This window comes from Streptosporangium minutum (assembly GCF_002149035.1).
Lineage (GTDB): Bacteria > Actinomycetota > Actinomycetes > Streptosporangiales > Streptosporangiaceae > Streptosporangium > Streptosporangium minutum.
In genome coordinates, this window is sequence record NZ_NGFP01000033.1 from 29,313 (window position 1) to 50,750 (window position 21,438).

The 21,438-nt window shown below is 71.9% G+C and carries 19 protein-coding genes; 11 read left to right on the forward strand and 8 right to left on the reverse strand.

What is annotated here, in order from left to right:
* Nucleotides 1–9: 9 nt before the first annotated feature.
* Both CA984_RS10210 and CA984_RS10215 read left to right on the forward strand, forming a co-directional pair.
* A complete protein-coding gene (locus CA984_RS10210) occupies nucleotides 10–915 on the forward strand; it encodes a F510_1955 family glycosylhydrolase (RefSeq protein ID WP_086570601.1) in 906 nt (301 codons plus the stop codon).
* A 189-nt stretch (nucleotides 916–1,104) separates the two neighbouring features.
* A complete protein-coding gene (locus tag CA984_RS10215) occupies nucleotides 1,105–1,935 on the forward strand; it encodes a phosphoribosylaminoimidazolesuccinocarboxamide synthase (protein ID WP_086570603.1) in 831 nt (276 codons plus the stop codon).
* 57 nt (nucleotides 1,936–1,992) lie between these two features.
* On the opposite strand, the gene CA984_RS10220 is transcribed toward CA984_RS10215, so the two are convergent.
* Nucleotides 1,993–2,790 (reverse strand): PP2C family protein-serine/threonine phosphatase, encoded by a 798-nt coding sequence (locus tag CA984_RS10220; RefSeq protein ID WP_031159251.1) that lies wholly within the window; start codon nucleotides 2,788–2,790, stop codon nucleotides 1,993–1,995.
* Between the two features lie 84 nt (nucleotides 2,791–2,874).
* On the opposite strand from CA984_RS10220, the gene CA984_RS10225 reads away from it, so the two are divergent.
* From CA984_RS10225 to CA984_RS10235, 3 genes are all read left to right on the forward strand, one after another.
* Complete coding sequence (locus CA984_RS10225; protein WP_086570605.1) at nucleotides 2,875–4,785, forward strand: N-6 DNA methylase; 1,911 nt, start codon at nucleotides 2,875–2,877, stop codon at nucleotides 4,783–4,785.
* A 27-nt stretch (nucleotides 4,786–4,812) separates the two neighbouring features.
* On the forward strand, nucleotides 4,813–5,706 hold the full coding sequence (locus tag CA984_RS10230) for a serine/threonine-protein kinase (RefSeq protein ID WP_086570607.1): 894 nt from the start codon (nucleotides 4,813–4,815) through the stop codon (nucleotides 5,704–5,706).
* A 250-nt stretch (nucleotides 5,707–5,956) separates the two neighbouring features.
* Nucleotides 5,957–7,924 (forward strand): hypothetical protein, encoded by a 1,968-nt coding sequence (locus CA984_RS10235; protein ID WP_133061605.1) that lies wholly within the window; start codon nucleotides 5,957–5,959, stop codon nucleotides 7,922–7,924.
* A gap of 109 nt (nucleotides 7,925–8,033) precedes the next feature.
* On the opposite strand, the gene CA984_RS10240 is transcribed toward CA984_RS10235, so the two are convergent.
* Both CA984_RS10240 and CA984_RS47075 read right to left on the reverse strand, forming a co-directional pair.
* Entirely contained in the window at nucleotides 8,034–8,681 is a 648-nt protein-coding gene (locus CA984_RS10240) for a response regulator (RefSeq protein WP_086570634.1), read from the reverse strand.
* A gap of 13 nt (nucleotides 8,682–8,694) precedes the next feature.
* The gene (locus CA984_RS47075; RefSeq protein ID WP_207620807.1) at nucleotides 8,695–10,029 is read right to left on the reverse strand and encodes a sensor histidine kinase; all 1,335 of its coding nucleotides are present in this window, start codon (nucleotides 10,027–10,029) and stop codon (nucleotides 8,695–8,697) included.
* A gap of 129 nt (nucleotides 10,030–10,158) precedes the next feature.
* Between CA984_RS47075 and CA984_RS10250 the strand changes: the two genes are divergently transcribed.
* Nucleotides 10,159–11,253 carry a hypothetical protein gene (locus CA984_RS10250; protein WP_086570612.1) on the forward strand — a complete coding sequence of 365 codons (1,095 nt, stop codon included), beginning with the start codon at nucleotides 10,159–10,161 and terminating at the stop codon, nucleotides 11,251–11,253.
* A 55-nt stretch (nucleotides 11,254–11,308) separates the two neighbouring features.
* Nucleotides 11,309–12,115 carry an MBL fold metallo-hydrolase gene (locus CA984_RS10255; protein ID WP_242675852.1) on the forward strand — a complete coding sequence of 269 codons (807 nt, stop codon included), beginning with the start codon at nucleotides 11,309–11,311 and terminating at the stop codon, nucleotides 12,113–12,115.
* Between the two features lie 46 nt (nucleotides 12,116–12,161).
* Here CA984_RS10255 and CA984_RS10260 read toward each other — a convergent pair whose 3' ends face one another.
* Entirely contained in the window at nucleotides 12,162–13,295 is a 1,134-nt protein-coding gene (locus CA984_RS10260; protein ID WP_086570616.1) for a globin domain-containing protein, read from the reverse strand.
* Between the two features lie 4 nt (nucleotides 13,296–13,299).
* Nucleotides 13,300–13,974, reverse strand: coding sequence for a pyridoxamine 5'-phosphate oxidase family protein (locus CA984_RS10265; RefSeq protein ID WP_086570619.1), 675 nt, complete (start codon nucleotides 13,972–13,974; stop codon nucleotides 13,300–13,302).
* 350 nt (nucleotides 13,975–14,324) lie between these two features.
* Between CA984_RS10265 and CA984_RS10270 the strand changes: the two genes are divergently transcribed.
* The gene (locus CA984_RS10270; RefSeq protein ID WP_242675853.1) at nucleotides 14,325–14,564 is read left to right on the forward strand and encodes a cupin domain-containing protein; all 240 of its coding nucleotides are present in this window, start codon (nucleotides 14,325–14,327) and stop codon (nucleotides 14,562–14,564) included.
* On the opposite strand, the gene CA984_RS10275 is transcribed toward CA984_RS10270, so the two are convergent.
* From CA984_RS10275 to CA984_RS10285, 3 genes are read right to left on the reverse strand one after another with little or no spacing between them, the layout of a single operon-like run.
* Nucleotides 14,515–15,339 carry an ABC transporter permease gene (locus tag CA984_RS10275; RefSeq protein ID WP_133061606.1) on the reverse strand — a complete coding sequence of 275 codons (825 nt, stop codon included), beginning with the start codon at nucleotides 15,337–15,339 and terminating at the stop codon, nucleotides 14,515–14,517. The genes CA984_RS10270 and CA984_RS10275 overlap by 50 nt on opposite strands.
* Nucleotides 15,336–16,259, reverse strand: coding sequence for an ABC transporter permease (locus CA984_RS10280; protein WP_086570623.1), 924 nt, complete (start codon nucleotides 16,257–16,259; stop codon nucleotides 15,336–15,338). The genes CA984_RS10275 and CA984_RS10280 overlap by 4 nt, the downstream gene beginning before the upstream one ends.
* Entirely contained in the window at nucleotides 16,256–17,866 is a 1,611-nt protein-coding gene (locus CA984_RS10285) for an ABC transporter substrate-binding protein (protein WP_133061607.1), read from the reverse strand. Before CA984_RS10285 ends, CA984_RS10280 begins: the two co-directional genes overlap by 4 nt.
* A gap of 466 nt (nucleotides 17,867–18,332) precedes the next feature.
* On the opposite strand from CA984_RS10285, the gene CA984_RS10290 reads away from it, so the two are divergent.
* From CA984_RS10290 to CA984_RS10300, 3 genes are all read left to right on the forward strand, one after another.
* Nucleotides 18,333–19,025 (forward strand): HAD family hydrolase, encoded by a 693-nt coding sequence (locus CA984_RS10290; RefSeq protein WP_086570627.1) that lies wholly within the window; start codon nucleotides 18,333–18,335, stop codon nucleotides 19,023–19,025.
* Nucleotides 19,026–19,138: 113 nt separating this feature from the next.
* Nucleotides 19,139–19,618 carry an NUDIX domain-containing protein gene (locus tag CA984_RS10295; protein WP_086570630.1) on the forward strand — a complete coding sequence of 160 codons (480 nt, stop codon included), beginning with the start codon at nucleotides 19,139–19,141 and terminating at the stop codon, nucleotides 19,616–19,618.
* Between the two features lie 603 nt (nucleotides 19,619–20,221).
* Nucleotides 20,222–21,331 (forward strand): ATP-binding cassette domain-containing protein, encoded by a 1,110-nt coding sequence (locus CA984_RS10300; RefSeq protein ID WP_086570632.1) that lies wholly within the window; start codon nucleotides 20,222–20,224, stop codon nucleotides 21,329–21,331.
* Nucleotides 21,332–21,438 lie beyond the last annotated feature (107 nt).

Sequence of the window (21,438 nt, forward strand, 5' to 3'; positions counted from 1 at the left end):
GAGCAACCGATGATCAAGAAGTTCGGGTTGACCGCCGTAGCACTCCTTCTCATCCTGGGCGTGGCCGCCTGCGGCACGGACGAGCCCACGGCCGGGAACGGCATGCGGCAGACCACCGCCGACCAGGGCGCCGAGCATGACCCGCGGCCGTCCGCCGACCAGGGCGTCGGGCACGTACACTCGCTGGGCGTCGATCCCGCCGGCGGCAAGACGTACGTCGCCGGCCACTACGGGCTGTTCACGATCGATGGGTCGAAGCTCGTCCGGGTCGGCGATCACGACGCCGACCACATGGGCTTCGCGGTCGCCGGGCCGAAGACGTTCTATGCCAGCGGCCATCCCGCCGCGGACGCCGTCGCCTCCGGGCAGGAGCCGCATCTCGGCCTGATCCGCTCGGTCGACGCCGGGATGACCTGGGAACAGGTGGCACTGGCGGGAAAGGCGGACTTCCACGCCCTCCAGGTCGCGGGCGCCAGGGTCTACGGGTACGACGCCCAGACCGGCCAGATCTGGCGCGGCGAGGCCGGGAAGCTCAAGCCCGCGGCCCGGCTCGACCTGCTCGACCTGGCGGCCGGCGCACAGGCGCCGGACACGCTCTATGCCACCACACCCGACGGGGTGAAGGTCAGCGCGGACGCGGGTGAGACCTTCGGCCCGCTGAAGGGAGCGCCGTTGCTGTCATTCCTCGACGTGATCGGCAAGGACCGGCTGATCGGCGTGGCCCCGGACGGGCAGGTGCGGACCAGCGCCGACTCCGGCGCGACCTGGCAGGCCGGAGGACGCCTGCCCATGCAGGCCGTCGCCTTCACCGCCGTCTCCGAACAACGTCTGCTCGCCGCGTCCATGGACGGCACCGTGTACGAGTCCACGAACGGAGGCCGGGACTTCACGACCCTTTACCAGTCGAGCCCGTGAGCGGGTAAGCGTGTCCGGCGCTTTCGGACCGCCGCACTGCCGCCGGACCGGGTGGACGAGTCACCCTGATCGGTCCCTCGCCCCCGGGCCTGCGAGGATGGGGACCGTCGTCGAATACGGCGAGCAGGTGCCGGCCGGCAACCGGTGGGTGTCCCACGACCACGAGACAGAGCGAGAGCAAGGAACGCAGTGAAGCTTCTTCATTCCGGGAAGGTCCGTGACGTGTACGAGGACCGGGGGGACATCGTCCTCGTGGCCTCCGACCGCGTGTCGGTCTACGACGTGATCCTGCCCACGCCCATCCCCGACAAGGGGAAGATCCTCACCCAGCTCTCCCTGTGGTGGTTCGAGCAGCTCGCCGACATCGTGCCCAACCACGTCATCTCCGCCACCGACGTGCCGGCCGAGTTCGAGGGCCGCGCCGTACGGTGCCGGAAGCTGAAGATGGTGCAGGTGGAGTGCGTCGCGCGCGGCTACCTGACCGGCAGCGGGCTGAAGGACTACCAGGCGCGGGGGGCGGTCTCGGGCGTGCCGCTGCCGCCCGGCCTGGTGGACGGCTCCAGGCTCCCCGAGCCGATCTTCACTCCGAGCACCAAGGCTCCGCTCGGGCAGCACGACGAACCCATCACCTTCGACGACGTGGTCGCCCAGGAGGGCGCGGAGGTCGCCGAGGAACTGCGCCGGATCACGCTCGCGGTCTACGGGCGCGGCGCGGAGCTGGCGCGCGAGCGGGGCGTCATCATCGCCGACACGAAGATCGAGCTGGGCTGGGCCGCCGACGGCACGCTCGTGCTCGGTGACGAGGTGCTGACCTCGGACTCCTCGCGGTTCTGGCCCGCCGACCAGTGGGAGCCCGGCCGCGCGCAGTTCTCGTTCGACAAGCAGTTCGTCCGCGACTGGGCGACCGGCACCGGCTGGGACAAGAAGGAACCCGCGCCGGAGGTGCCCGCCGAGGTCGTGGAGATCACCCGGGCCCGCTACATCGAGGCGTACGAGCGTGTGACCGGCAAGTCCTGGTGAGCCGGTGCCCGCGGTCCGCGGGCACCGGCCTCGCGCGGCGGTGACGGGCGCCGGGCGTCAGGGCGTCAGCTTCCTCTCGACCGCGGCGCCCACGACGTAGCGATCGGCGGAGACGGCGTGGGCCCCGAAGTCGGCCACGATGCAGGTGATGTTGTCGGGTCCGCCGCCCCGGTTGGCCAGGTCGATGAGCCACCGGGCGGCCTCGTCGGGGTCGGCGATCTCGGTCAGCGTGTTGAACAGCGTCTCCGGGCCCACCACGCCGGTCAGGCCGTCGGAGCAGAGGAGGTAGCGGTCGTCCGGCTGGGCCTCGCGCAGGGACAGGTCGAGCTCGCCGTCCCCGGTGCCCTCCAGGACCCGCAGCACCATGGACCGGCGCGGGTGCTCGGCGGCCTGCTCCAGGGTGATCCGCCCCTCGTCCACCAGCGACTGGACCAGGGTGTGGTCGTGGGTGATCTGATAGAGGGCGCCGTCGCGCAGCATGTAGGCGCGGGAGTCGCCGACGTGGGCGAGGGCGAAGGTGGCGCCGTCCCAGAGCATCGCGGTCAGGGTGGTGCCCATCCCGCGCAGCGTGGGGTCGTGCTCGCTCATGTCGTGCAGCGTGTGGTTGACGTCCCTCGCCGCGTTCTTCAGGGTGGCAACCAGGTCGACACCGCTCTCCGGAAGACTCTCGTCCAGCCTCACCATGGCTGTCACGGCGAGTGAGCTGGCGACCTCTCCACCCGCGTGACCGCCCATGCCGTCGGCTATGGCGAGCAGACGCGCGCTCGCGTAGCCCGAGTCCTCGTTCGCCTCTCGGCGGACGCCTACGTCGGAGCGGGCCGCGTAGCGCAGTGCCAATCCTTCGTTCAGTGCCATGAAGGCAGTAAAGCATTGGTTGAAGCACTTCACAAGCAAACATGTTGTAGACCGCTAAGGCACAGTCAACTACTGTGGCCCAGTATGGAGGAGAGCCAGGACATCACGGTGAACGCCGGCGACATCGCCCGGCTCGCCTCCGTCGGCCGGGCCGCGGTGAGCAACTGGCGCCGCCGCCATGACGACTTCCCCCAGCCTGTGGGCGGTACGGCCTCCAGCCCCCTGTTCTCCCTGCCCGAGATCGCCGCGTGGTTGCGCCGCAACGGCAAGTCTTTTGAAGTCTCGCTCGGCGACCTGGTCTGGCAGCGGCTGCGGACGTCGGTCGACGACCTGCGACTGGGTGATCTCGTGGGCAGGGTCGGCGCGTTCCTGCTGTTCCTGAGCCGGGAGCCGGAGGCGTGGCGGGAGCACGGCACGCGCTCCCTCGACGGCCTGGCCGCCGCGACGGACGACCTCCCGGGCTCCCCCGACCTGCGGCTGGACGACCTCGCGCTCGTCGGGCTGGTGGCCGAGCTCGCCGCCGAGCGCGGGCCGCTGGACACCTTCGAGTTCCTCTGCGAGCGCTACGTCGAGGCACACTCCCGCCAGCTGTCGGTCACCCGCGACGACGTGGCCGCGCTCATGGCCCGCCTGATCGGCCCGGACCGGGGGCGCGGCAAGGGCACCGTCCTCGACCCGGCCTGCGGCGTCGGGACCCTCCTCCTGCACGCCGACGCCTCGCTCGGCCAGGAGATCAACGAGACGAACGCGCTGCTCACCGCCGTACGGGTGCTGTTACGCGGGGCCACGGCGCGGGTCGTCGCCGGTGACTCGCTGCGCGAGGACGGCCTGGCCGGAGAGCTCGCCGACGCCGTGGTCTGCGATCCGCCGTTCAACGAGCGCGCCTGGGGCTACGAGGAGCTGACCGGCGACCCCCGCTGGGAGTACGGCCTGCCGCCCCGCGGGGAGTCCGAGCTCGCCTGGGTGCAGCACTGCCTGGCCCACGTGCGGCCGGGCGGCCTGGTGGCGATCCTGATGCCGGCCGCGGCGGCCAGCCGCCGCCCCGGCAAGCGGATCCGGGGCAATCTGCTGCGCGCCGGGGCGCTGCGGGCCGTGGTGACGCTCGGGCCGGGCGGCCCCGACCTGTGGATGCTGCGCCGTCCCGACGGCGGGCGACCGCCGTCCCAGCTCCTGATGGTGGACGCGACCGAGGACCTGTCGATCGTGGAGCCGGCCTGGCTCACCTACACGGGAAACCCGGAGGTCGAGCTGTCCGGCGACAGCCGTACCGTGCGGATCATCGACCTGCTCGACGACGAGGTGGACCTCAGCCCCGCCCGGCACCGCCCGCAGCAGGGCGGCGCCGCCTTCCTGCGCGACTTCACCGACGCGCTGGACCGCTTCCGCGACACCTCCGCCACGCTGTCGGAGGCGCCCCCCGCCCTTGAGCTGCTCGCCGAACGGCAGGACCTGCCGACCACCACCGTCGGCGAGCTGGCCAAGGCGGGCCTGATCACCATCCTGCAGGCCCCGCCCAAGATGGCGGCCGAGGAGGGCCCGCTCCCGGTCCTGACCGCCGACGACACCGCCATGGGCACGCCCCCCTCCGGAAGGACCACCCTCGACCCCGCGCTGGTCATGGTCAGGCCCGGTGACGTCGTGACCACCGCCCTGGGCGCGGTCCGGGTGCTCACCCGGGGCGGCGCGGCGCTCGGCCCGCAGCTCACCCTCTACCGCGTGGACCCGCAGCGGCTCGATCCCGGCTTCCTGGCCGGGTTCCTCCGCTCCGCCGACGCGGCGCGCGTCCATCCCAGCTCCAGCCGCCTCGACGTGCGGCGGGCGCGGGTGCCGATGCTGCCCCTGTCCGACCAGCAGCGGTACGGCACGGCCTTCCGCGAGCTGTTCACGTTGGAAGACCGGGTGCGTGAGACGACCGCGCTGGGGGAAACCCTGATCCGGCTAGGCTTTGACGGACTGGTCGACGGCCACCTCCGGCCGTGCGACCAAGGGGTGTGACCCCCGCAACGTCCATGGGAGGGCCGGATGGTCATCGGCGACCGGTACGTACTCGACGACCTCCCTCTCGCCCAGGGCGGCATGGGCGCCGTCTACAGCGGCCATGACAAGCACCTCGACCGCAAGGTGGCCGTCAAGTTCCTGCGCTTCCTCACCGGCCCCGACGAGGAGCTGAACCGGCGTTTCCTCCGCGAGGCGCGCATCCTGGCGAAGCTGGAGCACCCCGGCGCGCCGGTCCTCTACGATTTCGGCACCTTCGACCAGCGCCTCTTCCAGGTGATGCAGTTCATCGAGGGCGTCACCGTGGCCGACCTGGTCAGCGAGCACGGCCCGCTCCCGGTCCCCTGGGCCGCCGCGATCGCCGCCCAGGCCTGTGCCGTGCTGTCGGCCGCCCACGCGCTGTCCATCTACCACCGGGACCTCAAGCCGACCAACCTGATGCTCTGCCCCGACGGCAGCGTCAAGGTCCTGGACTTCGGCCTCGCCATGCTCCGCGAGGCCGACTCCACCCGTTTCACCCGGGTCGGCCAGATCCTCGGCACCCCCGCCTACATGGCTCCCGAGCAGATCCAGCGCGGCCTCACCGACCCCCGCAGCGACCTCTACGCCCTCGGCTGTGTGATCCACGAGATGCTGACGGGCAGGCAGCTCTTCACCGGGCCCACCGAATACGCCGTGTACGAACGCCAGGTGAAGGAACGGCCGCCCGCCGTCCCCGGCGTCCCCGGGGAGCTGAACCGGCTGATCGAGGACCTGCTGGAGAAGGACCCCGACCGGCGCCCCAGCGGGGCCGACGCCCTCTACGAACGCCTGCAGCCCTTCGCCGTGGACCTGCCGATGCTCCCCGGCTTCCTCAACCCGCCGTCGGTCCCCAGCCCCGGCCGGATGTACGCCCGGATGGTCGGCCGCGTCCTCGCCTGAGGGCCGCCCGCGGCTCTCAGGCGAGGGCCCGGCGGGCACCACCACCTCTTTCTCCAGTTGTTCGCAAGGAAGTCCCAAGTCACACCGGGCAAAGTGTGCGCGCCTGCAACAGGAGTAAGAGGAGTGTGCATATATGTTCTCGGGGTCATGGTGGCGACCGGCTCTGACAGCGGTGGCCGCCTTATCGCTGTCGGCGGGCCTTCTCGCCGCACCCGCGCAGGCGGCAGCCCCATCGGTCGTGATCGGAGGCGTGCAGGCCTCCCCGGCCCGTCATGCGGGATCGTGTCCGGCGACGGTGGCCTTCTCGGCCACGGTCGCCGTCAAGGGCGCGTCTCGGGTGAAGTACCGCTGGGTGCGCGGCGACGGCACCAAGGGAGCGGTCAGGACGGCGAAGGCCGGCCCGAAGGTCAAGCTCCAGGAGCGCCGGACCTTCACCCGCGGCACGCGCGGCTGGCAGGCCGTACAGGTGCTCAGCCCGAGAAAGCTGATGTCGAAGCGGGCCTATTTCTCCGTCACCTGCGAGGGATCCTCCGGCGTCAACACTCACCGGCCGCCGGCTGACACGCCCGTGCCGAGGGCCTCGGCCGAGGTGACGGGGGACGCCTACTCGGGCCCGTGCGCGGCTCCCGGCAGAAGCCTCGGCTTCCGGGGGACGATCCGGGTCTCGCGTGTCCCCGCGGCCGTCTCCTACCGGTGGGTGGACAGTGACGGGGGTCCGCTCGGCAAGGAGGATCTATGGTTCTCGGCCAAGGACTCTCCCCGGCGCGCGGTCAGTGCGAGCCGTACTTTCCTGGCGAGCCAATCGGGCACGCGGTGGATCGAGATCCTGAGCCCGAGCGGGAAGGTGCTGGCCACCTCGGACAGGGCCCCGTACTCGGTGACCTGCACGACCCCGCCCGCCCAGCCGACCGCGTCGGTGACGGGCCTCAAGGTGGATCCCGCGGCCTTCCAGGGAGCGTGCGCCGCCCCGCGCACCTTCACGTTCACCGCGGACATCGCCGCCTCCAAGCCGACCACCGTCACCTACGAGTGGCTCCGCGGCGACGGCACGAAGGTTCCCGGTAAGTGGGAGTTCAAGGACGCCAAGGACCTGACCAAGACGGTCAGCCTCGCCTGGCAGGTGGCCGACCCGTCCAAGACGGCCGGCGGATCGGCGTCGATCCGGATCACCTCGCCGGGCCGGTCGGAGGCGGGTCCCGCGAAGTTCACGATCACATGTCTGAGCCTGGCCCTCTCCGAGGAGAAGGTCGTCTCCCCCCTGCCCCAGCCGTACACCGGCCCCTGCCCCGTGACCGTGCGGACCTCGGTGAAGGTCACGGTGACCGGCGGCAGCGGCCCCGCCCCGGTGGAGTACTACTGGCGGTATCCGGGCACCGGCATCCAGTGGACGGACATCTCGGGGACGACGACCCTCACCCGGGACTGGCCCGAGGGTTCGAACGCCTCCCCGACCACCAACCTGCTCGTCCGGTTCCCCGGCGGCCCCTGGATCGAGTCCCAGCGGATCGGCTGGTCGATCACCTGCAAGGCCGCCGAACCCGACACGATGACGGTGTCGAAGCCGGTCATCACCACCTGGAAGCGGGACGGAGGCGAGTGCACCATCAAGAACCCGTACCAGGTGACCGCCGAGTCGTTGATCACCGCACCGAAGGGGATGAGCTTCCCGTTCGACGTCACCTACCAGTGGCGGTGGGCGGACGGCGGCTACTGGCACAAGGAGAACGTGAAGATCACCGGCCCTGGAACCCGCCGAATCGCCCACTCGTGGGGCACCTTCCGGAGCCAGACCGGCAAGGTCTTCGTGAACGTCCTCACCCCCACGGCGCTGAAGTCCGAGACCACGGAGTACGCGGTGACGTGCGACGGCAAGCCTCCCGTCCCCAACACCGGCGGCGCGGTGGTGTCGGTGACGGACGCGAAGATCACACCGTCCTCCCACACAGGCACGTGCCCGGTGGATCTGAAGGCCGTCGCGACGATCACGGTGTCGGCCCCGACGACCGAGCCCGTCGAGTACGCCTGGTGGTTCGACAACAACACCTCCAGCCCCACCGGCCAGGTGGACTTCCCGGCCGGCGGCCCCCTCACCAAGACGGTGGTGTGGGACCAGTGGAGGGCGGTCAAGAGCACCGGGCCGGTGACGGGTTACCTGCAGACCCGCACGCCCAACATGGCGGTGTCGGCCCCGGTCACGTACAACGTCACCTGCACCTGATCCTCACCTCCGGTCATCCGCACCCGAGTGACGCCCCGGTCGCCCGCGGCGTCACTCCCGTCTGCAGCGAAACGGGCGGCCTGAGCGGCCTGAAGCGAAACGGGCGGCCCTACGGCCGGAACCGGCCGGTGTTCCAGGCCCAGGAGGCGATGCCGACGCGGTTGCGCGTGCCGAGCTTGCGATGGACGGCGGCGATGTGGTTCTTGACCGTGCCCGGGGAGATGAAGAGCTCAGTGGCGATCTCGCTGTTGCTCATGCCCCCGGCGACCAGCCTGATCACCTCGCTCTCCCTCCCGGTCAGCGGATCCGACGGCTCCGCGGACGCGGACGGGGAGATCACGTGGCCCAGGAGCCGCATGGTGAGCTGCGGGCTGACGAGGGTGTCGCCCGCCATGGCCGCGCGCACCGCCTCGACGAGCAGCGCGGGTCCCGAACGTTTGAGCAGGAAGCCGCAGGCGCCGTCGCGCAGGGCGGCATGGACGTACTCGTCGAGGTCGAAGGTGGTGACGACGACGACGCGGACGGGATCGGGGACTCCGGGTCCGGCCAGAGCCCGGGTGACCTCAAGGCCGTCCGCGAGCGGCATGCGGATGTCGGTGAGCACGACATCGGGGCGGAGGTGGCGGGCGGTCTCGATGGCCGTGACCCCGTCGGCCGCCTCGGCGACGACGGTCATGTCGGGCTGCGCGTCAAGGATGAGCCGAAAGCCACTGCGGATGCCCTCCTGGTCATCGGCGATCAGGATGCGGGTCGGCATGCCGTCCATGCTGTCATCCTCTCCCCGCCACCGGAAACACCGCCGTCAGGATCCAGCCGTCCGGTACGGCTCCCGCCCGCAGCGTGCCGCCCACCGTCTCGACGCGTTCGGTCAGGCCGGGCAGGCCGAAGCCGCCGTGGCGGCCGACCGGTCCCGGACCCGCGCCGCCGCCGTCGTCGCGCACGTTGACCGTCAGGGCTCCGTGTTCCCGGGTCACGGCGATGTCCACGCGGGTGGCCGCGGGAGCGTGCCGCCGCACGTTGGTCAGTGCCTCCACCACGACCCGGTAGGCGGTCGCGCTCACCTCGCGCACAGGCCACCCATCCGGCCCGTCGCCCGGCCCTCCGTCCAGCCCGCGGATTTCCAGGCGGGCCTCGGCGGGGCCCGCGGCGGAGAACCGGGCGACGAGACGGGGCAGATCCGCCAAGGTGGGCACGGGCGCCACCGTCCGGACACCGTCACGGCACGCCCCGATCGCGCGCGACGGCTGCGGGATGCCCGGCCGGACCGCGGGGACGGGCGCCACCGTCCGGACGTCGTCACGGCCCCCGCCGTCATGAGACGCGCCGTACGCGCCCGCGCCCCCGCGCACATCTCCCTTCCCCGCCTCGTCCTCGTCGTCGTCGTTGAGCATGTGCACGGTCCGGTCCATGGCGGCCATGGCCTGCAGCCCGGCCTGCTCGATGCGCCTGAGCGCGGACATCGCCTGCCCGGGATCACTCGGGCCGACCACCTGGCCGGCCTGCGCCTGGACGATCATCTCGCTGATGTCGTGGGCGATGAAGTCGTGCAGGTCACGGGCGAGCTGGAGTCGCTGGGCGCGGCGCCCCTCCGCCACCGCACGGACCCGGCGGGTGTCCAGCGAACGCAGGTAGAGCCCGACACCGGCGGCGGCCATCGAGCCGGCCGACCAGAACGCCAGGACGCCCACCCCCTCCAGCAACGACGACGGGGAGAAGAAGCGGAACAGCCAGACCGCCACGGCCAGGCCCGCCAGGAGACCGGAGACGGTGGCCCGCCTGGCCGGTGACCACCGGGCGACGACACCGATCAGGACGACGAACGCCATGCTCTCGGCGAGCGCCCACATGCCGGCCGCCTGATTCTCCGTACCCGGCGGCCGGAGCAGGGCGGCGAGGGTCACCCCCAGGGACAGCACCGCCGCCGCGCAGGTCACGGCGGGCGCGCGAGTCCGCGTGCGCGGCCGGCCGCCCGCCACCCAGACCAGGGCGGCCACCGCCGCCGTGGCGGGCAGCGTGACGAGAGGGCCGAAGAACGGGGAAGCACCGATCCCGCCGGACAGCACCGCTCCGGCGGCGACCGCCCCGATACGTTCGCGAAGGTTCACGGGGTCGAACATACGCACTCCGGCATCACCGGGGCCCCTGCCGAACGGCACGGACGGCACCCGCGGGAGGGCCGCAGACCTGCCGGACGGCACATGGCCTGCCGTTCCGGCGGCGCAGATGCTTGATCCATGACAACGGTTACGGCTCCACCCCACCCGGAATCCTCGACGAGGTCACGTCCGCCGGCCTGGGCCGGCTACGCCGCGGCGCTCTGGTCGCTGCTCTACGGCCTGCTCGGCCTGCGCTGGGCGCTCGGCGGCTCGGGCTTCCCCTGGGGGGCGAGCGACCCCGATCCCGACAGGGCACTGTCCATCCTTTCGAGCGCCCGGCCGCAGCCGGGCGGATGGTGGATCGCCGCCCTGGGACTGGCCTTCACGCTGCTCGCACTGGTGCTCGCCAGGGCACCGGGCCGGGGCCCGCTGCGCATGGTGCCGCCCATCCTCGCCTGGCCCGCCGCCGTGGCGCTGATACTGGTTATCCCCGACTCCCGCCTCATGATGGGCGTCGCCTACACCCCGCTCCTGCTGATCTCGCCCCTGTTCGGCTGGGGTCTCGGCGGTGTGGGCTTCCTCGACGCCTGGCCCTGGGAGGTGGTGAACCAGCTTCTGTGCGTGCTCGGCGGGGCGCTCCTGGCGGTGGCCACCCTGGCCTACCTGCGTCGCGGCAGGCAGGCCTGCGCCGGCTGCGGCCGTACGGGCGGCGACGGAGGCTGGACGGCGCCAGCCGCCGCGGCCCGCTGGGGACGCCGGGCCGTGTATGTCGCCATCGCGGTACCCCTGGTGTACTGCGCGACCCGGTGGGCATGGGCCCTGGGCATCCCGCTGGGAGTCAGCGAGGAGTTCCTCGCCGAGGGCTCCCGCGACGCCCCGGGGATCTGGCTGGCGGGAGCTTACCTGGCCACCTTCGGAGCTCTCGGCGGGATCCTCACCCTGGGACTGACCCAGCGCTGGGGTGAGATCTTCCCCCGCTGGATCCCCGGCCTGCGCGGCAGGCGGGTCCCGCCCCTGCTCGCGATCATTCCCGCCACGTTCGTCTCGATCATCGTCACCGTGGCGGGCCTGACCTACATCCGCTGGACGGTCTCGGGCCGCTTCGACCTCTCCGAGGCGGGTGCCTGGCTTCCGGAGACGTTCTGGCCGGTCTGGGGAGCGGCCCTGGCCGCCGCCGCCCTCGCCTACCACCTGCGCAGGCGCGGCCGCTGCCGGCGCTGCGGCCGTTCATGATCTCAGGATCTTCCCCGGCTCGCCGCGCCGCGGCGGGCCGGGGAGAATGCGATGCATGGAAGGTCGATGGATCGAAGTGGCCGATCGGGTGCTGGTCCGGCGGTATGCCGAGCTGGACCTGTCGGTGGGGCTGGTCATGGGTGACGGCGGATGCCTGGTGGTCGACACGCGGGGGGACGAGCGGCAGGGAGCCGAGCTCGCCGCGGAGGTGCGGCGGATCACCCGGGACCCCTGGACGGTGGTGATCACCCACTCGCACTTCGACCACAGCTTCGGCACGCGGCCGTTCCTGGAGTGCCCCGTCTGGGCGCAGGAGGGCTGCCGGGCCGATCTGGCCGAGGACGGGGCGAGGACGAGGGACGCCTGGGCGCGGCGCTACCGGGAGGAGGGCCGCGCGGACATCGCCGACGACATCGCCGGGACGGAGATCGTCCTGCCGGACCATCTGGTGACCGACAGGGCGGAGCTGACCGTCGGCGGGCGCGGCGTCGTCATGTCCTATTTCGGCCGCGGCCACTCCGGCAACGACCTCGTCGTCCACGTTCCGGACGCCGGCGTGGTGTTCGCCGGTGACCTGGTGGAGAACGGCGCGCCGCCGGCCTACGGCGACGCCTACCCGCTCGAATGGCCCGCCGCCGTCGACGGTCTGCTCGGGCTGGCCGGCGACGGCGCCGTGGTGCCCGGGCACGGGGATCCGGTGGACCGCGGGTTCGTCGTCGCCCAGCGCGCCGAGATCGCCGCCGTCGCCGGGCTCTGCCGGGAGGTGGCCGCGGGCCGGATGAGCGTCCAGGAGGCCGTACGGCTGTCGCCCTATCCCGAGGACACCACCAGGACCGCTCTCCGGCGCCCGGCGGGAGACTGACCGCCTCCCCGTCCCGCCGCGTCCGGGGCGGAGCGGGGCGCGGCCTTCACAGCACCGCGAGGCTGGGGGCGCCCCCGGGGGCGAACTCGGTGTGGATGCGGTCGAAGGGCACTCCCAGGCCGAGCAGCCGGTTGGCCGTCACGCGCACCATCTCGGACGACCCGCACACGAAGACGTCCCCGTCGGGGACGATCCGGTGGTATTCCAGGGCGTCCATGGCACTGTGCCTGCGCCAGTCCTCCGGGTCGTCGGAGACCGCGCGGACGATCCGCAGGCGCCTGTGCTGTGACCGCAGGCGTTGCAGGTCCTCGTTGTCGTAGGCATCGCCGCTGCGCCGGACGCCGTGGAAGAGGTCGATGGCGGGGCGGTCGGGCACCCACACCGACTCCTCGATGAGCGCCTTGAGCGGGGCCAGGCCCGTGCCGCCCGCGATGAAGATCAGGTGCGAGGTGCTCGCCCGGTCGAGCACGAGGGATCCGCGGGGCGGTCCCAGCAGGAGGGTGTCACCCGGACGCGTGTGGTGCATCAGCGCCGTGCTGACCCATCCGCCGGGCACCACCCGCACGTGGAAGGTGAGCAGGTTGTCCTGGCGGGGCGCGTTCGCGATCGAGTACGGGCGCCACACCTGGGGCCAGTGCGCGCTCTGCAGGGTGGCGTACTGGCCGGCCCGGTACGGGTAGGGGTGGTCGGGCTCGACGGTGATCACGGCGATCTCGGGGGTGCGCACCTCGTGCGCGACCACGGTGCCGATCCAGGCCGGGGGGGTCTTGACGGCGTCCTGCTCGGCGGCCTGGATCATCACCTCAGCGATGTAGTCGTAGGCGGTCATCCACGCCTCGTCGTAGGCGGGCAACCAGGCGTCGCCGGCGGTGAACCGCATCGCGGCGACCAGGCAGCTCCCGACCGCCGGATAGTGCTCAGGCCGGACCCCGTACTTGCGGTGGTCCCGGGCGAGCTGGCCGAGGTAGTCGCTCAGGCCCGCGCCGTCCTCCAGGTTGAGCACCACCTGGGTGAGCGCGTGGAGCAGGCGGTCGCGCTGGAGGTCCATCCCGGGAGGGAACATCTCGCGGATGTGCGGGTAGTTGGCGAAAAGCCTGCCGTAGAAGTGCTGGGTGACCTGGTCGGCCACCGGTTCGACGAGCGACCAGCTGCGGCGGATGAGCTCGATGTCAATGGTCATGTCGTCACCCGGCCGACTTTCCCGCCTCTTCCGGCTCCCGGGCGACGGACCTCACCCGCCCGACACCGAAGTAGTCGTCTCCCGCCGGCCTGCGGGCCTGCGGCCCTCGCTCCCTGCGGTCCTGTCTGGTCAGCAGGGGGATGTGCTTGGAGCAGTGGATGTAGGCCTCCTCGACCTCGACCATGACCCAGCGCTCGGCCCGGCGGCCGGGCGCGGTGCGGTCCTCGTCGGCCAGCCCGTAACGGCGGGCCGCGTCGTAGGCGGTCGTGATGGTCGCCGGACCGTTGACGTGCAGTCCGACGAGGTCTTCGAAGAAGTCGACGAACAGCAGGCTGATGTGCGCGTTCTCCATGATGTTGCCCAAGCTCGCGAGGACGCCGTTGCCCCGGAACTCCGGGTACATCAGCCTTCCGTCGTCCACCACGTGGACGAAGCCGGGCGGCCCCGCCCGGAACGAGGTGTCACAGTTGCCGGCGGCGTCGGCGGTCCCCACGAAGACCATTTCCTGCCGGGCGACGAAATCCCGCATGTGAGGCGTCAGACGGTCGACCACCTGACGCTCGTAGAACCGCTCCGCCCGGTCCCTGGTGGCGAAAAGCCTCTGGAGGATGTGCTCTCCTCTTGACCCCGGCAATCCCTCGCCGTCGTCCAGAGCCGCATACGGCGTGTGCTGCCCCATCACATCGCTCCCATTGATCCCCGATCACGTGCCTGGCGACATGGGCGGACACCGGTATCACGCCCGATGGCCCCGGCGGCGGAACGCCGAACCGGGCGGTTCCGCCCACATAAGCGATGGAGCCTAGACCATAGCCACCCTTGTCCGAAATGGTTCTGAAACTTTTCTTCGCTAGTCATGAGGGGTGCTCAATTATGTGCGCTCCCCTGGGAACGGTCCCATGATCTGCCGCGACTCCACCCGCCACAACCGGTCATAAATCACTGTTATCGCAGGTCAAAGCAGTGATCATTCTTGATCGGCGCCATTGGTGGTGTAAAACGCGAAAGTGAGGGTAAGGGGGAGCGATCATGATCGAGGTGAAGGGCACCCACAAACCGGATGAGCGTCGCGACTTCCCGATGGGGCACATCGACGTGTTCAACCTGCCGGGGCTGTGCTCCGGCGTGGCCACGTTCGAACCCGGGTGGCGATGGTCGGAATCGGTGAAGCCGATCGCCGGCACCGACTCGTGCGAGGCGCACCACAACGGCTACGCCGTCAGGGGCAGGATGCACCTGCGGATGGACGGCGGAGCGCGTCGGTCATGAGCGTGACCCCCAGGCTCGCCAGAGCCAGGGCGACCGCCGGCACGACCGCGAGTCGCGGCGTGACCACGAGCAGGGCCGTCGCCTCGTTGACCATCCCGCCCCAGTCGACGTGCGGCGGGGGCGGGCCGACGCCGAGGAAGCTCAGCGAGGTGGCGGCGACGAGGGTCTTGGCCAGGTCACCGGTGGCGACGGTGAGGGCCGGCCCGATCGCGTGCGGGGCGATGGTGCGGCGCAGCAGGTGGAGCGGCGAGGCGCCCATGGCCCGGCCCGCCAGCACGTGGTCGGACGCCGCCGTCCGCAGGACCGTGGCACGGACGACGAGGGCGCAGCTCACCCACCCCAGCGGCACGAGGGCGACGAGGACGGTGCCCGGACCGGGCGGCAGCACGCCGGCCAGGGCCAGCGCGAGCGTGAGACCGGGCAGCGCGAGCGCCACCGTGGCCGCCAGCCGGAGCAGCCGGTCGGGCCAGCCGCCCAGCAGCCCGGCCACGGCGCCGGCGACCGTGCCGACCGAGGTGGTGACGGCGGTGACGGCGAACGCGAGCAGAAGCGAGGCGCGGCCCGCCTCGGCCGTCCTGGTGAGCAGGTCGCGGCCGAGCTGGTCGGTCCCGAGCCAGTGCTTCCCGCTCACCGGGAGCAGGGTCCGCGCCAGGTCCGGCCGGTGAGGGGCGTAGGGCGACAGCACGGGCGCCACAAAGCAGAACAGGACGATCGCGCCGAACAGCACGGCACCGGCGACGCCGCCGGCGGGCATCCGCGGACGGCGGCCCGTCACCGCCGCACCCGGGGGTCGGCCACCGACACGCACAGGTCGGCCAGGGTCAGGACCAGCACGGTCGCGAGCGCGGTGAGCAGGACGTACGCCTGCACGATCGGGATGTCCCGCTGCCGGATCGCCGTCACCGCGAGCTGGCCCACACCGGGCCAGGCGAACAGGGTCTCGACGATCACCGCGCCGGCCAGCAGCTCGGCGAGCACGACGCCGGCCGCGGTGATCGCGCCGGGTGCGGCCGCGCGCAGCGCGTGCACCACGACGGTACGGCGCGCGCTCAGGCCCTTGGCCACCGCGAGCTTGACGAAGGGCAGCCGCGCCACGGCCGCCAGGTCGGCCCGTAACAGCCGCAGCAGCGTGGCCGTTCCGGCCAGGCCGAGGGTGACCGCGGGCAGGATCACGGCATCCGGGGAGCCGTCCCCGCCGGTCGGCAGGGCCCGCATGCCGACGGCGACCACACTGATCAGCAGGATGCCGACGATGTACGGCGGGACGGCGGCGACCGCCACCGTCGCGACCCGCGCGATCCGGCTGTCGAGGGCACGCGGCCGGAGCGCGGCGCGGACCGACACGACCACCGCGAGCCCGACCGCGATGAGCGAGGCCGTCCCGGCCAGCCGCAGCGTCGCCGGGACCCGGGACAGGATCTCGGCGGCCACCGGCGCGCGGTCGGCGTAGGAGCGCCCGAAGTCGCCCCGCAGCACGCCGAGCAGCCACTGGAGATACCGGGAGAAGAGCGGCCGGTCGAGGCCGAGCTCGCCCCGCAGAACGGCCACGCTCTCTGCAGTGGGCTGGACACCGCCCCGGCGGAGGATCTCCTCCGCCGGGTCCCCGGGCGCCAGCGACGTCAGGAGGAAGGTCAGCACCGACAGCGCCAGCAGGACCAGGAGCGTCTCCGCCACCCGCCGCAGGGCGAGGGTCACCGCGACGGCGCCAGCTTGGCGAGGTCGACCAGATAGGCCGGACTCTGCGCGAGACCCGTCACCGCGGTGCTCGTCACCACCGGGTTGTCCTGGTAGGCGAGCGGGATCATCGGCCGGTCGTCGGCGAGCAGCCGCTGGACCCGGTGGTAGAGCTCCCGGCGCTCGTCCGCGCCGCCGGCGGCCGCGGCTCGGTCGATCAGCCGGTCGAACGCGTCACTGCGGTAGCCCAGATTGCGGTCGCGGTTCCAGGCCGCGTCGGAGCGCAGGAACCGGCGGAACAGGTAGTCGGGATCGCCGTTGGGCACGCTGTAGGCGCTCAGGAAGAGGTCGTAGTCCCCGGCCTCCATCACCGCCCTGGTCGCCTCGGCCACGTTCACGCGGGCGGGCAGGCCCGCGTCTTCGAGGTCGGTGCGCAGCACCTCGGCGATGTCGGTGTAGGGGAACTGGCCGGTCTCGGACGACGAGATCAGGATGGAGACCGGCCGGGCCGGGCGGCCCGCCGCGTCGACAAGCCGGCGGGCCCCGACGGGGTCGTACGCCGAACGGACGCCCGGGTCGGAGAGGGCGCCGAAGACCGGCGACAGGAACGGCGAGCCCGGCGCCGCCGTACCCGCCAGCAGCTTGCCGGCGATGGCCTTCCGGTCGATCGCCAGGTCCACCGCCTCGCGCAGCCTCGGGTCCGCGAACGGCTTCCGGGAGGCGTTGAAGGTCAGGTAGTGGGTGAGCACGGAGGGGGTCCGGGTGACCCGGAACCTGCCGTCGGCGGCGACCGCGGCCACCTGCCCGGGGAGCAGCGCGCCCTTGTCGATCAGCCCGGCGACCTCACCGGCCCGCAACGCCGCCACCCGCGCGTTGGCGTCCGGGATCGTCCTCACCACGATCCTGTCGAAGGCCGGCTTGCCGCCCCAGTAACCCGGGTTGGCGGCCAGCTCCACCCGCTGCCCCTTCGACCAGGAGGCCAGCATGTACGGGCCCGTGCCCACCGGCTTGCCGGTGAAGTCCCCGCCGGGCCCGAACGCCGACGGCGCCTGGATCATGCTGTAGAAGTCGGCCAGCCGGGCAGGCAGGTCGGCGACCGGCTCGGCCAGGGTGAACACGACCTTCCCTGCCTCGGCGCGCACGCCGGCGAGCTTGCCGTAGGCCGCCTCCATGCCCGCGTCGAGGCTGAAGAAGGCGGACGGCCTGGGCGCGATCCGCCGGAACCGCTCGATGTTGGCGACGACCGCCTCGGCGGTCAGCGGCGTCCCGTCGCTGAACCTCACGCCGCCGCGCAGGGTGAACGTCCATCTCCGGCCCCTGTCGGAACGCTCCCATCCCGTCGCCAGCGCCGGCGCCGGGCGCATCTCGTCGTCCAACGTCACCAGTGGCTCCCACACCCGCAGCGTCCGATGGGTGAAATATGGATCCTCCGGGCCGGCCGCGAGATCGCGCGGAGCGGCGAGGACGAGCCGTCCTTCCGCCTGCCCCGCGCTCCCCCGGCCACCGCAGGCCGCGAGGGCGGCCAGCACGGCCATGCCCAGCACGGCCACGGCCCTTGCCCCCGGCCGGACGCCTCCGCGCGTCCCCGCCGAGATCGGAAAGCGCGTCCCGCGCCGGCTCCTGTCCACGTGATCATCCTTTGCGGTACGGCGCGGCGGCCCCGCGCGTTGCCGAGCCGCCCGGAGACGGCCCTCGACATGACACCGAGAGAACGATAACCATTTTTATGCGATTGGCGCCTTTTCGGGCTGTCACGAGATCGCATCACAGCTCGGATGCGACCGCCAGCCCCGGTGTGAGCCGTACCGGCCACGTGAGGCGCGCCGGACGGCGGGCCCCTCCGCCACGCCCGGACCGGGGAACCGGCTCCCGGAACGGCACACCCGACGGTCCGCCGGTCCCCGCCTGGGGCGGCAGATATATGGATATGAGGCTCGTGGTACTAGTTGGTACTGTTCGCTGGCCGGCAGGAAGACGGGGAGGCATGGACCTGACAGCTCTCGCCGACGTCGCACCGCCCGGTCCCCTGGGCCACGGAGCCGCGCGGCGGCGCGTCACGGAGGCCATCGACAACACGCTCCCGGAGGTGCCGTCTTGAGGTTCGAGGGACAGGTGCTCATCTTCGACGCCGACGACACGTTGTGGGAGAACAACGTCCTGTTCGAGCGCGTCATCGACGACTTCACGCACTGGCTGGAGCATCCGACGCTCGACAGGACCGAGATCCGCGCCATTCTCGACGACATCCAGGCGGCGAACGCGGTCACCCACGGATACGGCAGCAAGATGTTCCTGCGCAGTCTCGGCGAGTGCCTGGAACGGCTGCGCGAACGGCCGGCGACCGTCGCGGAGCGCCGCCACCTCGACGAGCTGGTGGCGGCCCTCGTCGAGCACCGGGTGGAGCTCGTCCCCGGCGTCGCCGAGACGCTCGCCGACCTCGGCAGCCGGCACGACCTGCTCCTGCTCACCAAGGGCGACCTGGACGAGCAGCAGCGCAAGCTGGACGTCTCGGGCCTCGCGCCCCACTTCCGCGACATCCACATCGTGGCGGAGAAGAACCTCGACACCTATCGGTGGCTCACGCGGGAGCACGGGCTGACTCCCACGACGAGCTGGATGATCGGCAACTCCCCGAAGTCCGACATCCTCCCCGCCCGGCAGGCGGGCATGAACGCGGTCTTCATCCCCAACGACAACACCTGGGCGCTGGAGCAGAGCGAGCTCGACCCCGCCGACGGAGGAGTGCTGCTGCTGCAGAGGTTCTCCCAGCTGCCCGACCACTTCTGACACCCGGACACTTGTCCGACACCCGACCGCTTCGCTGACACCCGACCGCTTCTCTGACGCCCGACCGCTTCTCTGACGCCCGACCGCTTCTCTGACACCCGGGGGAACCCGACATGAGCGCCACCCCGTCTCCGGACGGTCCCGCACGACCGTCCGAGCCCGCCGCCGGGCCGGCCCGGAAGGTGCCCGCCGTCTCCTGCGTGTTCATCTGCCACGACGGCCACGGCCGGGTGCTGCTGGCCCGTCGCGGGGCCGGCGCGCGGGACGAGCCCGGCACCTGGGACTGCGGCGCCGGAGCGCTCGAATACGGCGAATCGTTCGAGACGGCCGTCGCACGGGAGGTCCGCGAGGAGTACTCGACCGGCGCGCTGAAGATCGAGACGATCGGCGTGCGCAACGTCCTCCGGCAGGAGCCGGCCTCACACTGGGTCGCCGTGATCTTCGCGGTCGAGGTGGACCCCGCCGGAGTCGCCATCGGCGAACCTCACAAGTTCGACGAGCTGGGCTGGTTCGCGCCGGACGCGCTGCCGCACCCGCTGCACTCCCAGCTCACGGAGAGCCTCCGGCTGTTCCACGCCTGGCAGGGGTCATAGCCAGAGCAGGGATCATGGACAGATGGGCCCGGCCGGCTCCGGGACCCCACCCATCGCGACGGACAGGTCCCCACGGAGCGGACGGGTCCCCACGGAGCGGCGTCCCCTCTCCCCGGACAACCGCCCCCAGGGTTGCGTCCACAGAGGCGATGTACGGATCCCGCCGGTGAACGGGTGGCGGTAGCGGCGCCCGTTCGCCTCCGCTCCGCCCCAGGGAGCGTCCATCCGCGCGGCGCCGTACCGGGCGGAAAGTCAGAAGCGCGGCGAAGACGGGCCGTCTGACGGCGATCGACTTCGACGCCACCCCCGCCCCAGCCCCAGCATCGGATACTCGTACACCACGCCATTGGACGCGGCCCCACGCAAGTCCTTGGCGGGCCGTACGGCCGGGCGGGGGCCGGGATCCGGCGTGCCCGCCTTCGCGCAGCCGGCGGGGGCGGCATGAGGCCCGCACCTTTTTCCCTGTCGCGGGAACAACCCTCGGATCTCCGTCGTTAACCCCCTCGCGTCTGAACCGTACGCCATACGGTACAAGCTACGATACGTCGGTGAAGCACCGCCGGAAGGCCGGAGGATCCCGGCCCGGACAGGGAAAAGGTGGATGTGAGAGCGACTGAATCTGCGATCACCGCGGAGGGCGTGCGCAAGAACTACGCGGGAGGCACGGACGGAGCGGGGCTCAACGGGTTCGACCTGTGCGTGCCGGCCGGCACGGTCTGCGGCCTGCTGGGCCCCAACGGCGCCGGGAAGACCACGGCCGTCCGGATCCTGTCCACGCTTCTCGACCTGGACTCGGGGCATGCGAGCGTGGCCGGGTTCGACGTGCGGACGCAGCCACGGCGCGTACGCGAGCACATCGGGCTGGTCGGCCAGTACGCGGCCGTCGACGAGATCCTGACCGGACGGCAGAACCTGGTGATGTTCGGCCGGCTGAACCACCTCTCCTCCACGGCGGCGGGCAGGCGCGCGGACGAGTTGCTGGAGCGCTTCTCCCTGACGGAGACCGGCAGAAAGCCGGTGGGCAGGTATTCCGGCGGCATGCGCCGGCGACTCGACCTCGCGACGAGTCTGATCGTCACGCCACCGGTGCTCTTCGTGGACGAGCCGACGACCGGGCTGGACCCGGCCGCCCGCCGGGAGGTGTGGACCGCGATCCGTGACCTGGTCGACTCCGGCACGACGGTGCTGCTCACCACCCAGTACCTGGAGGAGGCCGACCGGCTCGCCGACCGGATCTCGATGCTCCGAGCGGGCCGGGTCGTCACCGAGGGCACCCCCGAGGAGCTGAAGTCCGCCATCGGTGGTGACTGGCTGGACATCGTGCTCTCCGAGGCCGCGGACGTGGCCGCGACGGCGGCCATCGCCGCGCGGGTCGCGTCCGGCGAGATCCACGTCGACGGCGGAGCCCGCCGGGTCAGCGTCCCGGTCGACCGGCGCACCAGGGCCCTCGTCGAGGTGGCCACCGCCCTCGGTGACGCCGGGATCGAACCGGCCGACATCACGTTGCGCCGCCCCACTCTCGACGAGGTCTTCCTCCAGCTGACGGGCGACCCACCGGACACCCCGGCAGGCGGCGCGACCCGCGCCGCACACCAGCCCACGACCACCGGCTCCACTACCGCCACGGAGGCGTCTCACGCCGTCGCGGGTGGCGACGCTCACCGCGCAGCCACGACCACCGGTTCCGCTACCGCCACGGAGGCCTCGGCTTGAGCACCACCACCCCTGCCCTCCCCCGCCGCTCCCCGCTGTCCCGAGCCGGCTGGGCGCTGACAGACGCCAGCGCCCAGCCGGCTCGGGACAGCGGGGAGCGGCGGGGG